Source organism: Muribacter muris (assembly GCF_004569585.1).
In the GTDB taxonomy this organism is placed as follows: Bacteria; Pseudomonadota; Gammaproteobacteria; order Enterobacterales; family Pasteurellaceae; genus Muribacter; species Muribacter muris.
Map to the genome: position 1 here is coordinate 1 of NZ_SPPA01000019.1, position 22,211 is coordinate 22,211.

The window sequence follows — 22,211 nt, forward strand, 5'->3', positions numbered from 1 at the left end:
TTCCCCATGTGAGAGTAGGGCACCATCAGGGTATTAATTAAAGCAAGAAAGCAAAAACAAAAGTAGAGACCCCTAAGCTGAACAGCTTGGGGGTTTTTATGTTTGTAATGCAAAAGTGAACTTTATATTCCTTAGCTGAAAGGAAAGGTAGGGACGCCATGCTAGCGTCCCCACGGATTTTATTGTCAGTCTTTATTTTAAGCTGAGTTTAGTCATCACTATCTCACCGCATTCACGATTATTTACCGCATTTTACTGCTCCTCTTTCAGCTCGTTCTATTTTTAAATCCCTTTATCCAACCAGCGCAAGCGGTTGATTTTAGGCATAATTTTACAAAAGGCAAACCAGTGTACACTGGTTTTGTTTTCTCTTGCAGAGAAAACAAAATAAACCCTGAAGAAAAAATCTCTTTAAGAAGAGGAGGAGTATAAGTATGAAAAGAAATATTAATGAAGTGATCTCAAAATTTACGGTCGAGAAGCAAGATATCCAACATCGCTATTACAGTTTTGATTTTTGTTATTCTCATTTTCGTTCTTCAAAGGAAAGCGGACATATTGATATTGAAAAAAGTTGCCAAGTACTATGGGGGTATTTAGCAAGTTGGGGAATGTTGCGTGGTTCAAGTTTTTTATTACAGAAGAATCCAACCTATTTAAAAGACCTTATCAATTGGATTTATTCTAAACCTTTAAGCACTTGGGAAATCGATGTTGAGTATTATAGCGATAAGGCCGAAGATATTTTAATGCTATATCATCAAGCAAAGGAACATCTTCTGAAAGGTAATAACCATGAGGCAGTCACTTTAGTGACTAAAGTATTATTAGGTGTATTTGCTATTATTCCGGCTTATGATCGTTTCTTTAAGAAAGCATTTAGTGAAATTGCAGGTAATCATTGTAGGTTTAGTGTGCCGAATAAAAAATCGTTGGGTATTATTTATGAATTCTATCTGGAAAATAGAGAGGAGATTGAAAAATTAAGTAAAGCGTTTAACGTACTTGATTTTAATGGTCAGCCAACAAAATATTATTATTCGAAAGCGAAGATTATTGATATGTATGGGTTCCAGCTTGGGCTTAATTACCAATGAGTAAAGCTATTTTAGCGATATATTGCCTAAATCAGCCACGTTAAATAAATTTTATAGTATAAGTATTTTTAATATTTATGCTGTTTTGCTGGCGACACAACCTGTCGCCTATTTTCATTTATAACTGTATTCATATTTTCAACTTATCCCCAAAATCTGACCGCTATTTATGAGGAGAATGCAATGGCTTACACCAATCAATTAGATTTAGACACAACAGAAAGCACCACTGAAACCGAACAACTGCAATGGTGGGCGGGTTTATCGGAAGAGTGGCAGAACATTTTTTTAGAAAAATTAGATATTACACTTGGTGAGTTTAATCAAAATAAACAAGGCTATTTAGCCCAATTATTTCAATTAACGGAGCTTTATCTTGGATTCAGGCTAGGCGATATTGATATTAGCCCGTTATCGAATTTAACCCGATTAACTTACCTTAATCTTGAGTATAACGGAATCAGTGATATTAGTCCGTTAGCGAATTTAACTCAATTAAGGTTGCTTTATCTTAATAGCAATAAAATCAGCGATATTAGCCCGTTATCGAATTTAACCGAACTAACAGGTCTTCGTCTTTGGGGTAACGAAATTATTGATATTAGTCCTTTATCAAATTTAACCCAACTAAAAATTCTTAGTATTATTGATAACGAAATCAGCGATATTAGTCCGTTAGCGAATTTACCACAATTAACTGCTCTTTATATTTGGGGCAATCCAATCAGAGATATTAGCCCATTAGCGAATTTAACCCAATTAACGGGGCTTGGGCTAGATGGCAACAAACTCAGCGATATTAGCCTGTTATCAAATTTAGCCCAATTGACGGAGCTTAGGCTTGGGGGCGAAATCAGTGATATTAGCCCGTTATCGAATGTAACCCAACTAACGAAATTTAGTCTTACAGATACGCAGCTCAGCGATATTAGCCCATTAGCAAATTTAACCCAATTGACGGAGCTTAATCTTGAGCGTAACAATATCAGCGATCTTAGCCCGTTATCGAATTTAACTCAATTAACAAAGCTTGATATTAGGGACAACAAAATCAGCGATCTTAGCCCATTATCGAATTTAACCCAATTAACAGAGCTTGATATTAGGGACAACAAAATCAGAGATATTAGTCCGTTATCGAATTTAACCCAATTAACAGAGCTTGATATTAGGGACAACAAAATCAGCGATCTTAGCCCATTATCGAATTTAACCCAATTGACGGAGCTTCATCTTGAGCATAACAAAATCAGCGATATTAGCCCGTTATCGAATTTAACCCAATTAATAGGACTTTATCTTAAGGATAACGAAATCAGAGATATTAGTCCGTTATCGAATGTAACCCAATTGAAGTGGCTTAGACTTGAGGCAAATGAACTCAGTGATATTAGTCCGTTATCGAATTTAACCCAATTAAATCGGCTTGGGCTTCAGGATAACGAAATCAACGATATTAGCTCGTTATCGAATTTACCCCAATTAGCAGGACTTTATCTTCAGGGTAACTCAATCAGTGATATTAGTCCGTTATCGAATTTAACTCAATTATGGGAACTTTATCTTCAGGGTAACTCAATCAGCGATATTAGTCCGTTATCGAATTTAACCCAATTAAGTTGGCTTAAGCTTCAGGATAACGAAATCAACGATATTAGCCCGTTATCGAATTTAACCCAATTAAGTTTGCTTGAGCTTCAGGATAACGAAATCAGCGATATTAGCCCATTAGCGAATTTAACCCAATTAGCAGGACTTTATCTTCAGGGTAACTCAATCAGCGATATTAGTCCGTTATCGAATTTAACCCAATTATGGGAACTTTATCTTCAGGGTAACTCAATCAGCGATATTAGTCCGTTATCGAATTTAACTCAATTAGCAGAGTTTTATCTTCGGGGTAACTCAATCAGCAAACAAGATATTGACTGGTTACAAGCTAAACTCCCTAATTGTGATATAGGGTACAATCTTGATAACGACTAAACACTTTATTTGGGTCAAGATAACCCAATGAGAAAAAGTCGCTTCAATATAAACGTATCTATGAGAACAGTTCGCATTTGGAGAGGTTTGATAGCGAAATAGGTACCGATGAAAGCGATTTGGGTGGTACACGCATTAAATCCTTTCTTCCCCAAAGGGATTCTTTATTTTGCAAAAAATCGGCAAAACTGACCGCTTGTGAGTGTTGATTATACTTGCAAGCGGTTGGTTTGGGCAGTATTTTTGCAAAGATAAAGTCGTTCACCGGTTAGGCTAAACTGTCTGAATGTGCTATTATTCTCTGCAATATTTTTTGATTGATGGAATTGTATGACTAGCCTAAAAAATGATCGCTATCTGAATGCATTATTGCGTAAACCCGTTGATATGACCCCTGTGTGGATGATGCGTCAGGCGGGGCGTTATTTGCCGGAGTATAAGGCGACCCGTGCTGAAGCGGGGGATTTTATGTCGCTGTGTCGTAATGCGGACTTGGCTTGCGAGGTAACGCTTCAGCCTTTGCGCCGTTATGCGTTGGACGCGGCGATTTTGTTTTCCGATATTTTAACCATTCCCGATGCAATGGGGTTGGGGCTCAGTTTTGGCGTAGGGGAAGGGCCGAAATTTGCCCGTCCGATTGAGTGCCAAGCGGATATTGCTAACCTGCCGATTCCTGATCCGGAGCAAGAGTTACAATATGTGATGAATGCAGTGAGAACGATTCGCCGAGAGTTGAAAGGGGAAGTACCGCTAATTGGTTTTTCCGGTAGCCCTTGGACGTTAGCGACTTATATGGTGGAGGGCGGTTCAAGCAAAGCGTTCACCAAAATTAAAAAAATGCTCTATGCCGAGCCGCATTTGTTGCACGCGTTATTGGATAAACTTGCCGAGAGTGTCATTTTATATTTGAATGCACAGATTAAGGCTGGTGCGCAGGCAGTAATGGTGTTCGATACTTGGGGCGGTGTGTTGGCGCACCGTGATTACCGTGAGTTTTCCTTGCGTTATATGCATAAAATTGTTGATGGCTTGATTCGTGAAAATGAGGGGCGACAAGTGCCGGTAACTTTGTTTACCAAAGGCGGCGGTTTATGGCTGGAAGCGATCGCGGAAACAGGGTGTGATGCAATTGGGCTGGATTGGACGGTGGATATTGCTGATGCCCGTCGCCGCGTCGGGCATAAAGTGGCGTTGCAGGGCAATATGGATCCGAGCGTGCTGTATGCCGATCCGGTTCGGATTGAGCAGGAAGTACAGCAGATTTTAGCCGATTTTGGTGCGGGATCGGGACACGTTTTCAACCTCGGACACGGTATTCATCAAGATGTGCCGACAGAAAGCCCGAAAGTGTTGGTGGATGCGATTCACCGTTTTTCGCAAGCCTATCACCAATAAGGGACACGCAATGAGAAATCCGATCCACAAGCGGTTAGAACGCTTTGAAAGTTGGCAACATCTCACCTTTATGGCGTGTTTGTGCGAACGAATGTTGCCGAACTATCAGCTTTTTGGCGAGCTGACCGAGCAGCAGGATAAAGGGAAAACCTTTCAAAATATTCTGAATTTGGTATGGGAATTTTTGACGGTCAAAGGGGCGAAAATCAATTTTGAGTCGCAACTAGAGAAATTGGAAGCGATTATTCCCGATGTTAATCACTACGATTTTTATGGGGTGTTTCCGGCTCAAGATGCTTGCGAGGCCCTCTCAAATCTGCTGCATACCCTTATTGCCGGCGAGTTTTTGGAACAAGCGATTAAAATGAGCCAGCTTTCCTTAAATACGGTCGCGACCTATTTGGAAACCGAGCAAGACCGCACCTTGAGCGAGCAAGACTTGAAAAACAGCGAAGAAATTCAGGCGGAATTGGACGTTCAATGGCAGATCTACCGTTTGTTAAATGAATGTGAAGCGCGTGATGTGGAATTGATTCTTGGGCTGAAAAATGAGATTAGAAGCAGTGGGTTGAGCAATATTGGGTTAAATATTAACCAATAAGTGTGAGAAAGCTAACAAATTTTGCATTATTTACTTTGAGAAATGGGGAGTTTGGATTAAGCTAGCCAAGCATTTCAGCAAATGATTCGGCATATCGCCAATTTAACGACATAAATCTTTAGAGGATAAAACTATGAACAAAACTGAATTGATCGATGCAATTGCAGATGCAGCGCAATTAAGCAAAAAAGACGCTAAAGCTGCGTTGGAAGCGACCTTAAACGCTATCTCTGACAGCCTTAAAAAAGGCGATTCCGTTCAATTAATCGGTTTCGGTACTTTTAAAGTCAATCACCGTAAAGCTCGTACAGGTCGTAACCCAAAAACTAACGAAGCGATTGAAATTCCGGCAGCAAACGTACCGGCATTTGTTGCAGGTAAAGCCTTGAAAGATTTAGTAAAATAATTTTACCGATGTCTTTAGCCGAAAAGCCTAGAATGCTCTAGGCTTTTTGCATTTATCCGCAACGACTTTTCCGTTACAATACCCCATCATTTTGCAAAAATAACCCGAAAAGAGACCGCTTGTTCAAGCCGTGTCTTTCACTAACGATTAAACAACCACAATGAAACCATCAATTATTAGTAAATTAGAAAGCCTGAGCGAGCGCCACGAAGAGTTGCAAGCCCTGTTGGGTGATCCTTCGGTTATCAACGATCAAGAAAAATTCCGAGCTTACTCTAAAGAATATGCACAGCTTGAAGAAGTTGTCGGCGCATTTAACCGCTGGAACAAATTACACCGAGATATTGAAGAAGCGCAATTATTGCTTGATGATCCGGATATGAAAGAAATGGCACAAGATGAAATTGCCGAGAACAAAGCCGAAATCGAGCAAGTCGAACAGCAATTACACATTTTATTACTGCCGAAAGATCCGAATGACGAATATAACTGCTTCTTGGAAATCCGTGCGGGAACAGGCGGGGACGAAGCGGGCATTTTTGCCGGCGACCTATACCGAATGTACAGCCGTTATTGCGAAGGCAAACGTTGGCGGATAGAAGAGCTGAGTGCCAACGAAAGCGAGCAGGGCGGCTATAAAGAAATTATCGTCAAGATCAGCGGCGAGGGTGTTTATGGTCAGCTGAAATTTGAGTCGGGCGGACACCGCGTACAACGTGTGCCGAAAACCGAATCGCAAGGGCGGATTCACACCTCTGCCTGTACCGTGGCGGTAATGCCGGAGCTACCGGAATCGGAATTGCCGGAAATCAACCCTGCCGATTTGCGTATTGATACCTATCGCTCATCGGGGGCGGGCGGTCAGCACGTTAATACCACCGACTCTGCGGTGCGGATCACCCACTTGCCGACCGGTATTGTGGTAGAGTGCCAAGACGAGCGTTCTCAACACAAAAATAAAGCGAAAGCCTTGGCGGTATTAGCTTCCCGCATTGTGCAGGTTGAAAAAGAGAAACAAGCCCAAGAGCAAGCGGACACCCGCCGTAACTTGCTCGGCTCGGGAGATCGTTCCGATAAAATCCGCACCTATAATTACCCGCAAGGGCGAGTTACCGATCACCGCATCAACCTGACGGTTTACCGTTTGGACGAAGTGATGAACGGCAAAATTGACGAGCTGATTCAGCCGATTATCACCGAATACCAAGCCGACCAGCTCGCCGCCTTATCGGAGCAAGGCTAAAATAAAACAGCAAGCGGTCAGATTTTGTAAGTTTTTTGCAACAACGCCCGCTTGTTGATGGTGGAAAGAAAATGCAATGGGAAAACGCACAACAATGGCAATTTGGCGCAAAGCCGAATACGCTGGCTAATTTGGTCTTGGCTGGATTAAAAACGGCGACCTGCTCGGCGAAGGTGCTTTATGCGCAGCATAACGAACCTTACCCGCGCGCAGCAGAGATCCATACTGTATTAGACAGCCAAAATCAGCCGATTGTGGCAATTCAATTAAGTAAGGTTGAATTTGCCCGTTTTGGTGAAATTAGAGAGCCGTTTGCCTTAGCGGAGGGGGATCTTTCGTTAGCGGCTTGGCGGCAAGCTCATCAGCATTTTTTTGAGCAGGCGCTTAATCAGCCAGTTTCGTCAGGGTTGGAATTAGTCTGCGAATATTTCAACGTGGTGCATATTTTTCCGCAAAACTACGCACAGTGGCTGACTTTCGCCGAGCAAACGTTACGGGAAAATGCCGAACAAGATCCGTTCTTAAACCCGAAATTAGAGGCGAATTTACTGCTGCAAGCGGTTACAAAGCGCACGAAATCGGCGATTTTTGCGTTTTCGGAGACCCAATTAACCGAGCCGGAATTGATCGCACTGGCACAACTTTTGGCTCGTCGGGCAAGAGGTGAGCCGCTTGCCTATATTTTGGGGGAGAAGGAATTTTGGTCGCTGCCGCTTAAAGTGTCTCACGCCACCCTCATTCCCCGCCCCGATACCGAGCGACTGGTGGAAGTGGCGTTGGAATGGGCAAACAAGCGGTTAGAAACACAGGAAGATGTACAAATTTTGGATTTAGGCACGGGAACGGGGGCGATAGCGTTAGCGTTGGCGGCAGAATTGGGGCAACGGGCAACGATTATCGGTGTCGATAAATTAGCGGAAGTGGTGGCATTGGCGGAGGAGAACCGCCGCCGTTTAGGGTTTGATAATGTCCGCTTTCGGCAAAGTGATTGGTTTGCGCAACTTAACGGGCAAGTGTTTGATTTGATTGTCAGCAACCCGCCCTATATTGATGCGGCGGATGAGCATCTCAAACAGGGTGATGTGCGATTTGAGCCGCTTTCCGCCTTGGTTGCCGAGCAAAACGGCTTGGCGGATTTGCAAAAAATCATTTGCAACGCACCGCCTTACCTCACGCCAAACGGAGCATTGATGCTTGAACACGGCTGGCAGCAAGCTGCGGCGGTTCAGGCAATTTTCCAACAAAATCAATGGCTAAATATTAAAACCGTACAAGATTACGGTGGACAAGACAGAGTAACAACAGCAATATGGACGATATAATTCCGCAATTTGAACTCTCTAACAAAGCACGCACGGTGCTTCAACGTTTTTTGTATAAAGAGCTAATCCGCCTGAATTTACTGGTGGATCATACGCTAAGTCAGCCCCAAATTTACGGGCTGATGGCGGCATTGGTGAAAAAGGCGAAGTATCACGTCAATGGCGAAACCGATGCAGAACGCATTACGCAACTGCTTGATTTTATCTATCAGCAGCAGGGTTTTCACTGCCATTATCAAGAGTATTTTTATACGGAAAATATTTTATTAGGCACGGTTCTACGCCGGCGGCGAGGAATGCCGGTTGCTCTCGGCGCGATTTTGCTGCAACTGGCATCGGCGTTGGATTTACCGCTCTATCCGGTCAATTTCCCGACACAATTGGTTATCCGAGCGGAGATAACGCTGGAAAACGGACGCAAAGAGACCCGTTTTATCAACCCGTGGGACGGCTCGTGGTTAACTTTTGAGAAAATGAGCAAATGGCTGGAAGGCGAAATGGGGTATAGTGCGGAGTTGAACCGTGATTTTTTACGCATTGCCGAGCCGGAAGAATTGCTGGAACGCTTGGAAACCGTGTTTAAAATGGCACTGACGAGAGAAGGCCGCTACGAAGACATTTTGCGGGTGATTGAATACCGTTTGGCGCAAGACCCTGAAGATCCGTATGAAATTCGGGATCGGGGCGTTATTCTCGCCAGTATGGATTGCTACCAAGCCGCTTATGATGATTTGAGCTATTTTGTCGATCAATGCCCTGACGACCCTTCCGCTGTAATGCTAAAACTGGAAATGGCAAGTTTGGAAAAGCATATAAAAATGAATGTGTTACATTGAGGAAATGATGAAACAAGATCTCACCCTTCAAGAGCAGGTATTTAGAAGAAAAGTGGTACAAGCTGCGATAGATAATAATCGTTTGGAAGGAATGATCGTTGATGATGATGTCATTGCCCTATTTAATGCTTGGATTGAGAACCAAATCACATTTGACGAGGTGAAGAGAGGGGTTTATGAGATATGCGGAAGATGAATAGTGATAGAAGCGTCGGAGCAATCCTCACGTTATGCGGATAATAGGCTGTTTGAAAAGATGATTTTTGAACGACTGGATTTTATAGAATAGGAAAACAAAATGACCAATAAAGTGATTAAATTGGGCAATATTGAGATTGCCAACGACAAACCTTTTGTGCTGTTTGGCGGTATGAATGTGCTGGAAAGTCGTGATATGGCGATGGCGGTGTGTGAAAAATACGTTGAAGTTACCGAAAAATTGGGTGTACCTTATGTGTTTAAAGCCTCGTTTGACAAAGCTAACCGTTCCTCCATTCACTCCTATCGCGGGCCGGGAATGGAACAGGGGCTGAACATTTTTCAAGAGCTGAAAGCGCAGTTCGGGGTCAAAATTATCACCGATGTCCACGAAATTTACCAATGCCAACCGGTTGCAGAGGTGGTGGATATTATCCAACTGCCGGCGTTTTTGGCGCGTCAAACGGATCTCGTAGAAGCAATGGCACGCACAGGTGCGGTGATCAATGTGAAAAAACCGCAATTTTTAAGCCCGGGACAAATGGGGAATATTGTCGAAAAAATCCAAGAGTGCGGTAACGACAAGGTAATTTTATGCGATCGTGGCACAAATTTCGGTTATGATAATTTAGTGGTGGATATGCTGGGCTTTAATGTGATGAAAAAAGTCTCCAAAGGCTGCCCGGTGATTTTTGACGTTACCCACTCTCTACAATGCCGTGATCCTTTCGGTGCAGCCTCCGGCGGTCGCCGTGATCAAGTTACCGAGCTTGCCCGTGCAGGTATGGCGATTGGTTTAGCGGGGCTGTTTTTAGAGGCGCACCCAAATCCGAATGAAGCGAGATGCGACGGGCCGTCCGCATTACCGCTAGCGAAATTAGAGGCGTTTGTCAGCCAAATGAAAGCGGTGGACGATCTCGTTAAATCCTTTGCGGACATTGATACTTCCAACTAATGCCATAAAGCTGGTAGGACAAGCGGGCGGATTTTGTAAATTTTTTGTTAAAACTGCCCGCTTGTTATATAGTCCCGATAAAGCAATAACCCTAAGGAGTTGATGATGCTAAATATTGTTTTTTTAGATCGTACCGGAATCCCTGCCAGCCACGAAATCCCTCGTCCGAGCTTTCCGCATAATTGGGTCGAATATGACCGAACCACCGCAGAACAGACCTTTGAGCGTGCCAAAGACGCCGATATTATTATCACCAGTAAAGTGCTGTTTGGGCGTGAATTACTGGCGAAATTGCCGAAATTAAAGCTCATTGCGATTACTGCCACCGGCACGAATAATATTGATTTAGTCGCTGCAAAAGAATTGGGCATTGCGGTAAAAAATGTAACCGGCTATTCCAGTGTTACCGTGCCGGAACACGTATTAGGAATGATTTTCGCCTTAAAACACAGTTTGATGAGCTATCATAGGGATCAAGTTACCTCGGATCGCTGGGCAACCTGCGGGCAATTCTGCTATACCGATTACCCGATTACCGATGTGCGTGGTGCAACCCTCGGAGTGCTTGGCAAAGGCTGCTTGGGAACGGAAGTCGGGCGTTTAGCCGCTTTATTGGGAATGAAGGTGCTGTACGCCGAGCATAAAGGCGCAACGGCTATTCGTGAGGGTTACACCCCGTTTGAAACGGTGTTAGCCCAAGCGGACATTGTTACCCTGCACTGCCCGCTAACCGACACCACGCAAAATCTCATCAATGTGCAAACCTTAGCGTTGATGAAACCGACGGCGTACTTAATCAACACAGGGCGAGGCCCATTGGTTGATGAAGCAGCATTGCTGGATGCTTTGCAAAACGGCACGATTGCCGGCGCAGCGTTGGATGTGCTGGTGAAAGAACCGCCGGAGAAAGATAACCCGCTGATTCAAGCGGCGAAAGTCTTGCCGAATTTATTGATTACGCCGCACGTGGCGTGGGCGAGCGACTCCGCCGTAACCACGTTAGTGAATAAAGTGGCACAGAATATCGAAGAATTTGTCGCCACCGGCAAATAAGTCATCAGATTTCAGCGAAATTCACAAAAATAAATAAAACAAGCGGGTAGATTTTGGTACACTTTTGCAAAATCTATCCGTTTTATCCGTTTATGAATATCAATCTTCCCTTTTTTATTGCATTACGTTACTGGCGTGCCAAGAGTGGCGACCGCTTCGGGCGTTTGGTGACGAACCTTGCCGGCTTTGGCATTGTGCTTGGCGTAATGGCGTTGGTTATTGTACTATCCGTAATGAACGGGCTGGAAAATATGCAAAAGCAAAATGTACTCGCCAGTTTGCCCCACGTCATCGTGTCTCCGATTGAAAATGACGAAAATGCAATGCCGGCATTTAATCCGCCCGATTTTGTATTGAAAAGTGTGCCGATTAACCGCACCAATGTGATGATCCAAAGCCAAAAAGGGATCAACGCAGGGCAGCTTATCGGGGTGCAAAGCCGTCAAGATGACCTGCTGTTAGCAGAGATTGACGATCTCAACCAACGTTTAGCGAAGGGTGAATTTAACGTTGTGATTGGTTCACGCCTTGCCTATAAGCTCAACTTGAATATCGGCGATAAAATCCGTTTGCTGATTACCGAAAACAGCCAATATACCCCGTTTGGGCGTGTGCCGGTGCAACGCTTATTCACCGTGTCCGATATTTATTATTCTAACCAAGAAGCCAGCGAGTTTACCCTATTTGCCAATTTGGCGGACGTCGGGCGTTTGTTGCGTTTGGCGGACGATCAAGTGCAAGGGCAACGTTTATTCTTAACCGATCCGTTTTTAGTGACTGAATTAAGCCTTACTTTCCCGCCGGAGCAATGGCGGATCAGCGATTGGCGAGAGCAAAAAGGCGAATTTTTCCAAGCAGTTAAAATGGAAAAAAATATGATGGGCTTGCTGATTAGCCTGATTATTGTGGTGGCGATCTCAAATATTGTTACCTCGTTGAGCTTAATGGTGGTGGATAAACAGGGCGAAATTGCGATTTTACAAACCCAAGGGCTAACCAAAGGGCAAGTGATGCGGATTTTTATCACCCAAGGGGCGATAGTGGGCGTGATCGGGGCGATGATCGGCGGCACGCTCGGCGTGTTGGCGAGCCGCTATCTTGGCGATATTTTAAGCTTTATTAACCCAACGGGAATGCCGCTGCCGACCTTGCTCTCTTACCCGCAGGTTGCGGTTATTGTGTTATCGTCTATCGGACTATCCTTGCTTTGCACCTTATATCCCGCCTATCGCGCAGCGAAAATTGAACCGGCGGAGGCACTGCGTTATGAGTAAAGCCCCAATTCCGGCGATGCCGTGGACGGCAGATCATCAGTGGCAGCTTAAACCGAGTGCGTTGCTGATGATTTCCCTTGCAACGATTTTAATGGGCATCGGCGAAGGGTTGATGGTGTTGGCGGATTTAGGGTCAAGCCCGTGGACAGTCTTTTCCCAAGGCATTGCCATTCAAATGGGGTGGTCGATTGGCACGGCGGTGGCGATTGTCAGCGTGGTTGTGCTGTTATTGTGGATTCCGTTTAAGCTCCGCTTCGGGCTAGGGACGGTGCTGAACATTGTTTGGATTGCCCTGTTTGTCGATTTAACCGTTCGATTTTTACCGGCACCGGATAGCCTCACTCTCAGAGTGAGCTTGATGACGCTCGGCATTTTAGTGTTTGGAATGGGCACGACCTTCTATCTCTCCTGCCAGCTGGGGGCAGGCCCACGGGACGGGCTAATGGTCGGCATTTGTTTGAAGTACGGCTGGCGGGTCGGAGCGGTGCGAACCGGTATTGAAGTTACCGTCTGTGTACTCGGCTTTTTTCTGGGCGGCACAGTGGGGGTGAGTACCGTGGCATTTGCCCTGTGTGTCGGCTGGATTATACAATTTACGGTACGGATTTTTCATCACTACAAGCGGTCGGATACCGCTTAAAATCAGCAAAGGAGATCAAATGAGCCATATCAAGCAAATCTATTTAGCCGGCGGCTGTTTCTGGGGAACGGAAGCCTTTATGCAACGCATCAAGGGTGTGATTGATGCCGAGTCGGGCTACGCTAACGGCGATACGCTCAACCCAAGCTATCAAGACGTTTGTAACGGCAGCGGGCACGCCGAAGTGGTTAAAGTCGAATATGATGCCGAACAAATCAGCTTGGCAACATTGCTCGATTACTATTTTAAAGTGATCGATCCAGTAAGCATCAATCAACAAGGTGCGGATAAAGGCATTCAATACCGTACCGGTATTTATTATGTTGATCCGCAAGATGCTGAGGTAATTGGTGAAGCCTTGGCAAATTTGCAAACACATTATGCAGAACCGTTGGCGGTTGAAAATCAGCCGTTGCAGCACTACTTCCCCGCAGAAGAGTATCACCAAGATTATCTGGATAAAAACCCGAACGGCTATTGCCATATCGATATTCAACTGATGAATACGATTTTGCAAAATCAGTAAACTGCAGAAATAAAAAACCACCTTAAGCTTCCCATCAAGGTGGTTTTTGCAAATAATCCGATATTTATATATAGCAGCTATACAAATAAATATATTTTAATGAAAGCATATATGTATGCTCAATAGCTTCAATATTGATATGGTGGCAAGCAACTTTACTTAAAAAGCGTATCTAATCTCTTGCCTAAAAGATGATTAGGGTTTATCCAAAAGGGCTTTATAATTTTATTTTGCTTTTAATAGCTCAATAACCTCTTTCAGTGCCATAATTTCTGCATCTTTCTGCTTTAACAGTTCATCTTTCATTGTCAATAATGCATTTAATTTTTCATTTTCAACTGTTAATGCTTCATTAGTGCCAAAATGACTATTTGTTAAGTTATAAGAATTGTCCCCTCCAACAGCAAAGAAAATTGATCTATCCTTACAAGTAATTAATTCTCCCATATCAATATTAAATACATTTGCAATTTGCTGAAGTTTATCTAAATTGATACTACTTTGCCCACGCTCAATTTTGGCGTAGCCATTCGGCGACATCGAAAGTTTCTCCGCCATTTCTTCTTGCGACCATTGATTGATTTCTCTCATAACGCGAATTTTATCGTGGACTTCCATTTTATTTCCTTAAAGTGCGATTTTAGACAGTATAAGGTGAGTTTTTAACACTGGTAGCTTGTGGTAAACAACTGAAACAGAGTATAACATTTGCTCCAAATTTATCCAAAAATTTAATTAAGAGGTAGACAATGATTGATAATGCATTTTTAAGTTATGCAGCTAGCATTTTGGCTGATACTAACGATGGATTAAGCGGTTCAGAAATCTGCAAATTTTGCAATCAATATGCCGTTGAATATAACAAAACAATTAAATATACACAGCAACCGTTTAAAAAAGATACATCAAATATCAATAAAGCTCAGGCTTTACAAGAAAATTTAGCTTGCTTCGAGTCTGAGCAACAGTTTGTCATTATTCGAAATTTATGTGATTTGGTGAAATTTGCCAATAATCAAAAAGTCAACGAGCTAAAACTTACATTGATAAAAAACTATGGCTATCTCGCTCCACAAGAAATTGCGGAACAGATTTTAGAAACCGTAAATCAAGTCAGACATTGGTTAGATAATTACCCTGAGGCAAAAGGACATTACGAAGCGGCTTTAGAAAAAAAGAACAGCAAAATCTATGGAAGAAATTTACTTGATGATTTGCGACTTTCCCTTGAATCTTTAATTAAAGAAATACTTGAAAAACAAAAATCATTAGAAAATTTAAAATCCGACTTAGGTAATTTTTTAGCTAAAAGAAATATTAATGTAGAAATCAGGAATTTTTATATTTCTACGGTATTTGACTTTTTTGTTAAATATCAAAACGAAAGAGTTAAACATAATGATTTATTTAAAGATTTTGAAGTTGGTTTTATTTTTAATCAAACCACAATTTTAATGCAATTTCTAATCACACTACACAACCAACATTCTTAACTATATAAGGATCTTATTATGAAATTAACACTTTCAAAAACATTATTATCGGCTGCTGTAATGCTAGGATTAACCGCTTGTAGTTCAGGTGGAGGTGGTGGTTCAAGCTCGCCAAATACTACACCAAGCAAAAATGTTACAGGCTCTATTACAGTACCAAATGTTGATACTGCGAATAATAACACTGTTAATTCCCAAAAGCCTAATGAAACAATTACAGACTCTAAAATCACACCATCTACATTTAAAGTTGGATACGATGGCTATGCAACAGGTAAAGCGACTTATGCATCTGCTAGAAGTACAATTAGATTAGAAGCAGATTTTGATAATCGAACAATTTCTGGTAGTGCAGTAGGAAAAATAGATGACCAAAATGTAAATATTTCTTTAAATAATACAACGTTATATAAAGGAACAGCTAGATATATTAATGGTAATTACCCTAATTACAATAAAATATATGAATTTAAAGGAAATGCCTCTGCTATACATAATCAAGAAAAATTCTCTGGCAAATACGCAGGTATTATTTATGGAGTTTCTAGCCCATTTTCTGAAATGAGTACAGGATATGAGATAAAATCTGAAAAAGATCCAAATCGTATAATAAAAGAAGGGTCTCTATATTATAATAAAAGAGACGTATCATATGTTACTAGTGGCTCTGATTTAAATAGACAATAAACTACTGTCCCACAATCATTTTATTGTGGGATTTTTTAAATATGAAATATAAAATTCTTTTCTTTTATTGGTTATTCAGTAGTACTGTTATTGCAAGTGAAACAACTTACTCTATCGAGCAGCTAAATCATAATCAACTTCTCACCGAAAAATTACTTTCAGATATGTTAAGTATTGATCGAATGGATTTAGTCGAACGTTTGTTACCGATTTATCAAAACTTTCCTGAACAGAACCCAAGACTTATCAATTATGCCAAGATAAAACAGGCAAGAGCGTTATTTTTAGATTACCAAAATAATAAGGCAAAAAAGGCTTTTCAAGTATTACAAAACCAAGACAATTTAACCAATGAAGAGCGGTCAATAATTCAAGATTATTTGCAAGCAATTGATCATCGAGAAAGTTGGCAATTTTCTCTAGGCAGTAATTATTTACAAACGAAAAATGTTAATAATACCTCCAGTGAGCGACACATTGAAAACACAGGCTTTGTGAAAAATGATGATATGTTGCCACAATCTGCTCACGGCTTTGCGTATTATTTTGATGTACAAAAAAATTGGAATCTAATAGGTTCGCATTATCTGCATTTTGCCAATAATTTATATGGTAAAAATTATTGGGATAATCACGATTATGATGAAATCACTAACCGTACTTATTTAGGCTACCAATATCAAAATGCAAATTATAAGTTAGCGTTAAAGCCTTTTTATGAACGGCAATGGCTTGGCAATCATCGTTATAATTGGGCAAACGGTGCAAGAGCAGAATATAGTTTGAATTTTGCAAAAAATTGGCAAATTTCAACCGCTTTGGAGTTTAGCCAACCACATTATTTCACCCAGCCAGATCGAAATGGCACACTTAAATTGGCTTCTGCTACGATAATTTGGCAGCCAACAGAAAAAGGCTATTATTATTTAGGCACTGATTTTATTCGTGAAACAACACGAATAAAGCAATATAGTAATGATATGAAATCCTTGCGATTAGGTTGGCGACAAAATTGGGGATATGCGATTGCAAGCCAAATTAATGGTTCGATTGCATTAAAACAATATAAAGATTTTGCTTCACTAGGTAATATTTTACCGTTAGATAAAATTCGGCGTGATAAAATTTATTCTTTGAGTTTTACATTATGGAAGCAAGATTGGCAATATTTAGGTTTTGTGCCAAAAGCCCAATTCCGCTGGAAAAAACAAGATAGTAATATTCCTTCTATGTTTTCGTATTCAGAAAAGTATGTACAAATGCTAATTGAAAAAGATTTTTAAAAATATAGAACATCAAGCCTAATCTGACAGTCTCCCATTTAAAAGCATAGGTGTTTGTCAGATTAACTAGATTTTTTGTTATAAAAATCTGATTTCCACTTAAAGAAGAAATCAGATTTTGAAAATAAATACGGGAATTTCACCACTTGCTGTATATAGTTAAGGCACAATCACGGTGAATACATAGGCGGTGAGATTAACCAGTAACACCACGCCGTACAGCATATTGGATTTACCGTGATTGAGGGACACCATTACCACAAAGGCGGAGAGTGCCAGTAGTACCATTGATTTCCAATCTAAGCCTAGCACGAGATTGATGTCGTACATTAAGCAGACGATTACTACCGCCGGAATGGTTAAACCGATACTGGCAAGTGCAGAGCCTAAAGCAAGGTTTACGCTGGTTTGCAGACGGTTACGGCTGGCGGCGGTGAGTGCGGCAAGCCCCTCCGGCATTAGCACAACGGCGGCGATAATCACCCCGACCAATGAGAGTGGCGCGCCGGCACTGACTACCATACTTTCGATTGCCGGCGAAAGCCCTTTTGCCAACAAGACGACAATGCCGAGGCAGACAATCAGCAGTAAAAGGCTGATGAACGCCACTTTACTTGACGGCGGTTCGGCGTGGTGGGCGGGGTTGTCATCGTCCGCTAAGAAGTAATCACGGTGTCTGACTGTTTGCATCATAATAAACGCAAAATAGAGGATCAGCGATGCGATTGCCACGAAGATAAGCTGCGAGGCGGAGTAAGTGCCTTCTGCCGTGCTGGTGGTGAAATTCGGCAAGATCATCGTTAAGACAAGAATGGACATCAGGGTGACTAATGCGGTACTGATCGATTTTTTGTTGAAGGTTTGAATATAGTGCTTCAAGCCGCCGATCAGCAAACAGCCGCCGAGAATGCCGTTTAAAATCAGCATAATCGCTGAAAAGACCGTATCCCGAGCCAGATAAGAGGCATTATCGCCGCCGGCGATCATTAAAGAGACGATCAGCGCTACTTCAATAATGGTGATGGCGAGCGCAAGAATGATTGTTCCGAACGGTTCGCCGACCTTATGGGCGACAACTTCGGCGTGGTGAACGGCAGACAATACGCTGCCAATCAGCAATGCTCCGCCGCCCAGTTGTAGCCAAAGATTATCCTGAATACCGATAAAATAAATTACCCACGCAAAGATCGGCAATACGACCGACCAAATCGGCAATGCCGAATGTGCTTTTGAAGCCATAATAGATTTTCCTTTTGTAAAATTAACACTCTTGCCCTTTGGCACTCATAATTTCAATAATTTGACGATCCATATACACCATACTTTTAGTGGCGATCGCACATAAATTGGTAATGGATTTATCCACGCAATGTTCAACGATCCCCTCATTGCCGGTAACACGGCTATTGTCCAACGCCATCAGCACCGCTTTGTAGGCGGCGGAGACACCGGTAGAGACTTTCATTGCACAACTGTTTGCCGCCCCGTCGCAGAGCACTCCGCTGATGTCGCCGATCATACTGCAAATTGCCATACTGATAGCCTGAAAATTACCGTTCAGCAGATATGCCATACCGGCGGCACTGCCCATTGCCGCCGTTGTTACGGCGCATAATGCCGACAGTTTAGGCAATTTGCTGTGAATATAAATCGCAATAGTGTGCGACAGAAATAACGCCCGAATCAGCCGTTCATCATCGGCTTGCACAAAACGGGCGACAATCACCGAAGGCATTGTGGCGGCAATGCCTTGATTACCCGAGCCGGAATTGCTCATCGCCGGTAATAATGCCCCGCCCATACGGGCATCGGAGGCGGCGGTAGTTTCAATCACAATGCGGGAGAGTAAGTCATCAGACATTAACCCAAGTTCAATTTGCTTTTTCAAGGTTCGCCCGATATGTAAGCCGTACTCTTTGGCTAACCCTTCCGCCGACAAAGCACTGTTTAATTTTGCCGCTTCAGCAATAAAGGCAAGGCGTTCGAGCGGTGCTTGCATTGCGAAATCGTAAATGTGTTGAGCGGATAAACGGCTGAAAAATTGGCTGTCGTCTTGTAATTCCACCGTTTGAGGCGGTTGTGCAAAAACCACCTCGCCGTTTTTCTCAATTAACACCACATTGGTGTGCGAGTCTTGAATACAGACTTTCACCCAGCCGTTTTCGCCCAACAACAAGGCTTCCGAATAGAGCGGGTAATCGACATTGGCAATATCCACACTGACCTTGTTTTCCGCCAGCATTGCCTTAGCCTGCAAGACATCGTGCGGCTGGATTTTTTTCAAGACTTCTAAACCCGCTTGCGCATCGCCGGCAATTGCTCCGATCGCCGCGGCAATCGGCAACCCGACCATACCTGTGCCAGGCACAGTAACGCCCATTCCGTTTTTCATCAGATTAGGGGAAACTTTTGCCTGTATTTTCAGAAGGTTGGAATCTAAGTGCTGCATCGCAATCGCACAGGCAAGGGCAAGGGAAATTGGCTCGGTACAGCCTAACGCAGGGGCAACATCTCGCTTTACAATCGCAATGAGCTGCTCGCCAAAGTCGAAGTTTGTCATTGTTGATCTCGGTTTGCAAAAAATAGGGATATTTTAACCGCTTGTATGGGTTTGAAAAATAAAAATTTTGCCTCTGTCTTGCATAATTGTGAATTAAAATGCAAAATAAGTGCATAATTTTTCATTTTGTGCCGTTTCACCGGACTTTTGTAAATTATAGCTTGAAAGCAAACGTTTGCTCTATTAAACTTAGCCGCCTACTTCTTGGCGAATCATCATTTATCCACAGATTCATAATTAGGAGTAAATAAAATATGTTTGAACCTGCCATTCTTGTTCTCGCAGACGGTTCAGTTTTTCACGGAAAGTCAATCGGTTATGCAGGACATACCATTGGTGAAGTCGTTTTTAATACCGCAATGACCGGTTACCAAGAAATTTTAACCGACCCCTCTTATACTTATCAAATTGTTACCCTCACTTATCCGCATATCGGTAACACCGGCACCACAGAAGAAGATGAAGAAGCAACTAAACCCCACGCTGCCGGCTTAATCATTCGTGATCTTCCCCTTATTCATAGCAATTTCCGCTCTCATTCTTCCCTTTCCGATTATTTGGTTAGACACAAAATTGTGGCGATTGCCGATATTGACACCCGCCGCTTGACCCGTATTTTGCGAGATAAAGGCGCACAAGCGGGCTGTATTTGGGTGGGAGCAGATGAAGCAAAAGCGTTAGAATTGGCGAAAAGTTTCGGTTCAATGGCAGGGAAAGATTTAGCCAAAGAGGTGAGCTGTCAGGAATTGTATCAATGGACGGAAGGGGAATGGCATTTGCCGGTCAGCAACGGCGGTAAAGCGTTTAACGATCAGGAGAATGCGGAGTTTCATATTGTTGCCTACGATTACGGCGTAAAACGCAATATTTTGCGAATGTTGGCTGAACGGGGCTGCCGTATTACCGTAGTGCCGGCAAAAACCTCTGCTCAAGCAGTATTGGCGCTTAATCCGGACGGGATTTTCCTCTCTAACGGGCCGGGCGATCCGGAGCCGTGTGATTATGCGATTGAGTCTATCAAAACACTCTTAGCCACTAAAAAACCGTTATTTGGCATTTGCCTTGGGCATCAACTACTCGGCTTGGCGGTCGGCGGCAAAACTAAAAAAATGGCGTTCGGACACCACGGAGCAAACCACCCGGTACAAGATCTAGATAGCAATAAAGTATTGATTACCAGCCAAAACCACGGTTTTGAAGTAGATGAAGCCAGCCTGCCGGCAAATGTAAGGGTAACTCACCGTTCCTTATTTGATCACTCGGTGCAAGGCATTGAATTAACCGACCAATCGGCGTTCTCATTCCAAGGGCATCCGGAAGCCAGCCCCGGCCCGAATGATGTCGCCTATTTATTTGACCGATTTATTGACGAATTGAGAAAGGCGAAGCAAGGGGCTTAAAGCGGAATGGGATGAAATAGGCGTAAAGTATTTGTACCGGTGCGGCATTGGTGGCGGCGGCTTCCCGTTTAAACGGTAAAACGGCAACCTCAAATAAAGCTGCATTTCAATGGGTTAAGCAGACCAATAATCAGGTGAATTGGCTGCAGGCTGCCCGTTGGGTGCGGGATGGAAAATTTTATAGCTCGTCAGGTGTATCTGCCGGAATGGATATGGCTCTCGGTTTTATCAGTGATCAGTATGGCGAAGCTCTGGCAACGCAGATCGCTATTCACACCGAATACCATTGGAATCAAGACCCGAATAAAGATGATTTTGCGGCACGTTATTACTAGGTAAGCGGTCAGATATATCAATTTTTTCGCAAAATGAGATGAAACGAGAATGCGTCATTATGCTTTTAAATTAGTCAATGTGTTTGCCGAATCCCAATTTGGCGGCAATCCGTTAGCGGTATTTCCTCAAGCGGACGGGTTAAGCGATACGGAAATGCAGCAAATTGCCGCACAGTTTAATTTGAGCGAGACCGTGTTTATTTTCCCTGCAACAGACGGCAAAGCAGTGGCGAGTTTACGCATTTTCACGCCTAAAGCCGAATTGCCTTTTGCCAGACATCCAACCTTAGGGGCAGCGTTTGTGTTACAGCAACACCACAACTTGCCTGAGCATTTTAGTGTGAATACGCCGGCAAAAGCGGTGAGATTGTCGGGAAATCAGTCAAAAATGACACTTGCCGTTCAAGGCTATACGATTTCTCCCAGTCTTGCCGCTCATCAACAGTTGGCACAGGCGACCGGATTAAAACCCGAACAGATTGCCGATACGGCGTATTGGCTTAACAGCGGATCGCCACAACTGCTTTTGCAAGCGACAGACGCGGCTGCTATTGAACAAGTGCAAATGGACTATGCAGCGTTAGCGCGTATTTGTCGAAAGGATCAAGGACGCACAGCCCTATATTTATGGTACGAACAAGACGGCAATATTGATGCCCGTTTCTTTTATGCTGCCAATGGTACGCTATTGGAAGATAGTGGAACAGGCTCTGCGTGTGCCAATTTGGGCGGATATTTTTTGGCACAAGGTCGCTTTCCCCTTTCCCGTCTTATCCGGCAAGGGGATCAAATGGGCAGACCGAACCGCCTATATTTAACTCTAGACGCACAGCAGACTATTTATGTCGGCGGGAATGTGGCTGAAGTTGGTGAAGGCGTATTTAAATTAGCGTAATTCAAGCGGTTGAATCGGGAGATTTT

Annotated in this window: 23 protein-coding genes and 1 pseudogene; 21 read left to right on the forward strand and 3 right to left on the reverse strand. The window is 43.1% G+C overall.

Annotation, left to right across the window (positions count from 1 at the left end; translation table 11 throughout):
* Positions 1–434 precede the first annotated feature (434 nt).
* The 15 genes and pseudogenes from E4T80_RS08625 (at position 435) to msrA (ending at position 13,532) form a co-directional block, all read left to right on the forward strand.
* On the forward strand, positions 435–1,097 hold the full coding sequence (locus E4T80_RS08625) for a hypothetical protein (RefSeq protein WP_135057407.1): 663 nt from the start codon (positions 435–437) through the stop codon (positions 1,095–1,097).
* A 183-nt stretch (positions 1,098–1,280) separates the two neighbouring features.
* Positions 1,281–3,083: a leucine-rich repeat domain-containing protein gene (locus tag E4T80_RS12805; protein ID WP_167740712.1), complete on the forward strand. Its 1,803-nt coding sequence runs from the start codon at positions 1,281–1,283 to the stop codon at positions 3,081–3,083.
* Positions 3,084–3,413: 330 nt separating this feature from the next.
* A complete protein-coding gene (gene hemE, locus E4T80_RS08640) occupies positions 3,414–4,478 on the forward strand; it encodes a uroporphyrinogen decarboxylase (protein WP_135057410.1) in 1,065 nt (354 codons plus the stop codon).
* A gap of 10 nt (positions 4,479–4,488) precedes the next feature.
* Entirely contained in the window at positions 4,489–5,079 is a 591-nt protein-coding gene (locus E4T80_RS08645; protein WP_135057413.1) for a YjaG family protein, read from the forward strand.
* Positions 5,080–5,212: 133 nt separating this feature from the next.
* On the forward strand, positions 5,213–5,485 hold the full coding sequence (locus tag E4T80_RS08650) for an HU family DNA-binding protein (RefSeq protein WP_047977377.1): 273 nt from the start codon (positions 5,213–5,215) through the stop codon (positions 5,483–5,485).
* Between the two features lie 160 nt (positions 5,486–5,645).
* Complete coding sequence (prfA, locus tag E4T80_RS08655) at positions 5,646–6,728, forward strand: peptide chain release factor 1 (protein ID WP_135057419.1); 1,083 nt, start codon at positions 5,646–5,648, stop codon at positions 6,726–6,728.
* A 71-nt stretch (positions 6,729–6,799) separates the two neighbouring features.
* Positions 6,800–7,156 (forward strand): annotated as a pseudogene (locus E4T80_RS13145) (ASCH domain-containing protein); the annotation flags it as partial.
* A 15-nt stretch (positions 7,157–7,171) separates the two neighbouring features.
* Complete coding sequence (prmC, locus tag E4T80_RS08660; RefSeq protein ID WP_407662374.1) at positions 7,172–8,050, forward strand: peptide chain release factor N(5)-glutamine methyltransferase; 879 nt, start codon at positions 7,172–7,174, stop codon at positions 8,048–8,050.
* A complete protein-coding gene (locus E4T80_RS08665) occupies positions 8,038–8,886 on the forward strand; it encodes a SirB1 family protein (RefSeq protein ID WP_135057425.1) in 849 nt (282 codons plus the stop codon). The genes prmC and E4T80_RS08665 overlap by 13 nt, the downstream gene beginning before the upstream one ends.
* Positions 8,873–9,082, forward strand: a complete 210-nt coding sequence (locus tag E4T80_RS08670; RefSeq protein WP_228064835.1) for an antitoxin VbhA family protein — start codon at positions 8,873–8,875, stop codon at positions 9,080–9,082. Before E4T80_RS08665 ends, E4T80_RS08670 begins: the two co-directional genes overlap by 14 nt.
* Positions 9,083–9,184: 102 nt before the next feature.
* Entirely contained in the window at positions 9,185–10,039 is an 855-nt protein-coding gene (kdsA, locus tag E4T80_RS08675; protein ID WP_135057428.1) for a 3-deoxy-8-phosphooctulonate synthase, read from the forward strand.
* Between the two features lie 105 nt (positions 10,040–10,144).
* Positions 10,145–11,092, forward strand: coding sequence for a 2-hydroxyacid dehydrogenase (locus tag E4T80_RS08680; protein ID WP_135057431.1), 948 nt, complete (start codon positions 10,145–10,147; stop codon positions 11,090–11,092).
* Positions 11,093–11,184: 92 nt separating this feature from the next.
* Positions 11,185–12,366, forward strand: a complete 1,182-nt coding sequence (locus tag E4T80_RS08685; protein WP_135057434.1) for a lipoprotein-releasing ABC transporter permease subunit — start codon at positions 11,185–11,187, stop codon at positions 12,364–12,366.
* Positions 12,359–13,006: a membrane protein YczE gene (yczE, locus tag E4T80_RS08690; RefSeq protein WP_135057437.1), complete on the forward strand. Its 648-nt coding sequence runs from the start codon at positions 12,359–12,361 to the stop codon at positions 13,004–13,006. Before E4T80_RS08685 ends, yczE begins: the two co-directional genes overlap by 8 nt.
* A 19-nt stretch (positions 13,007–13,025) precedes the next feature.
* Positions 13,026–13,532: a peptide-methionine (S)-S-oxide reductase MsrA gene (msrA, locus tag E4T80_RS08695; protein WP_135057440.1), complete on the forward strand. Its 507-nt coding sequence runs from the start codon at positions 13,026–13,028 to the stop codon at positions 13,530–13,532.
* Between the two features lie 225 nt (positions 13,533–13,757).
* Here msrA and E4T80_RS08700 read toward each other — a convergent pair whose 3' ends face one another.
* On the reverse strand, positions 13,758–14,150 hold the full coding sequence (locus E4T80_RS08700; protein WP_135057443.1) for a helix-turn-helix domain-containing protein: 393 nt from the start codon (positions 14,148–14,150) through the stop codon (positions 13,758–13,760).
* A gap of 131 nt (positions 14,151–14,281) precedes the next feature.
* Between E4T80_RS08700 and E4T80_RS08705 the strand changes: the two genes are divergently transcribed.
* From E4T80_RS08705 to E4T80_RS08715, 3 genes are read left to right on the forward strand one after another with little or no spacing between them, the layout of a single operon-like run.
* A complete protein-coding gene (locus tag E4T80_RS08705; protein ID WP_135057446.1) occupies positions 14,282–15,025 on the forward strand; it encodes a hypothetical protein in 744 nt (247 codons plus the stop codon).
* 18 nt (positions 15,026–15,043) lie between these two features.
* Positions 15,044–15,712 (forward strand): hypothetical protein, encoded by a 669-nt coding sequence (locus tag E4T80_RS08710; RefSeq protein WP_135057449.1) that lies wholly within the window; start codon positions 15,044–15,046, stop codon positions 15,710–15,712.
* A 41-nt stretch (positions 15,713–15,753) separates the two neighbouring features.
* Positions 15,754–16,995: a surface lipoprotein assembly modifier gene (locus E4T80_RS08715; protein WP_135057452.1), complete on the forward strand. Its 1,242-nt coding sequence runs from the start codon at positions 15,754–15,756 to the stop codon at positions 16,993–16,995.
* Positions 16,996–17,154: 159 nt separating this feature from the next.
* Here the strand turns inward: E4T80_RS08715 and E4T80_RS08720 are convergent, their stop codons facing one another.
* Entirely contained in the window at positions 17,155–18,234 is a 1,080-nt protein-coding gene (locus tag E4T80_RS08720) for a calcium:proton antiporter (RefSeq protein ID WP_135057455.1), read from the reverse strand.
* 22 nt (positions 18,235–18,256) lie between these two features.
* Positions 18,257–19,555: an L-cysteine desulfidase family protein gene (locus tag E4T80_RS08725; RefSeq protein WP_135057458.1), complete on the reverse strand. Its 1,299-nt coding sequence runs from the start codon at positions 19,553–19,555 to the stop codon at positions 18,257–18,259.
* Positions 19,556–19,809: 254 nt separating this feature from the next.
* Between E4T80_RS08725 and carA the strand changes: the two genes are divergently transcribed.
* The 3 genes from carA to E4T80_RS08740 are packed head-to-tail and all read left to right on the forward strand — an operon-like array spanning position 19,810 to position 22,185.
* Complete coding sequence (gene carA, locus E4T80_RS08730; protein WP_135057461.1) at positions 19,810–20,955, forward strand: glutamine-hydrolyzing carbamoyl-phosphate synthase small subunit; 1,146 nt, start codon at positions 19,810–19,812, stop codon at positions 20,953–20,955.
* A gap of 29 nt (positions 20,956–20,984) precedes the next feature.
* Positions 20,985–21,290, forward strand: a complete 306-nt coding sequence (locus E4T80_RS08735) for a type 1 glutamine amidotransferase family protein (protein ID WP_135057464.1) — start codon at positions 20,985–20,987, stop codon at positions 21,288–21,290.
* A gap of 49 nt (positions 21,291–21,339) precedes the next feature.
* A complete protein-coding gene (locus tag E4T80_RS08740) occupies positions 21,340–22,185 on the forward strand; it encodes a PhzF family phenazine biosynthesis protein (protein WP_135057467.1) in 846 nt (281 codons plus the stop codon).
* Positions 22,186–22,211 lie beyond the last annotated feature (26 nt).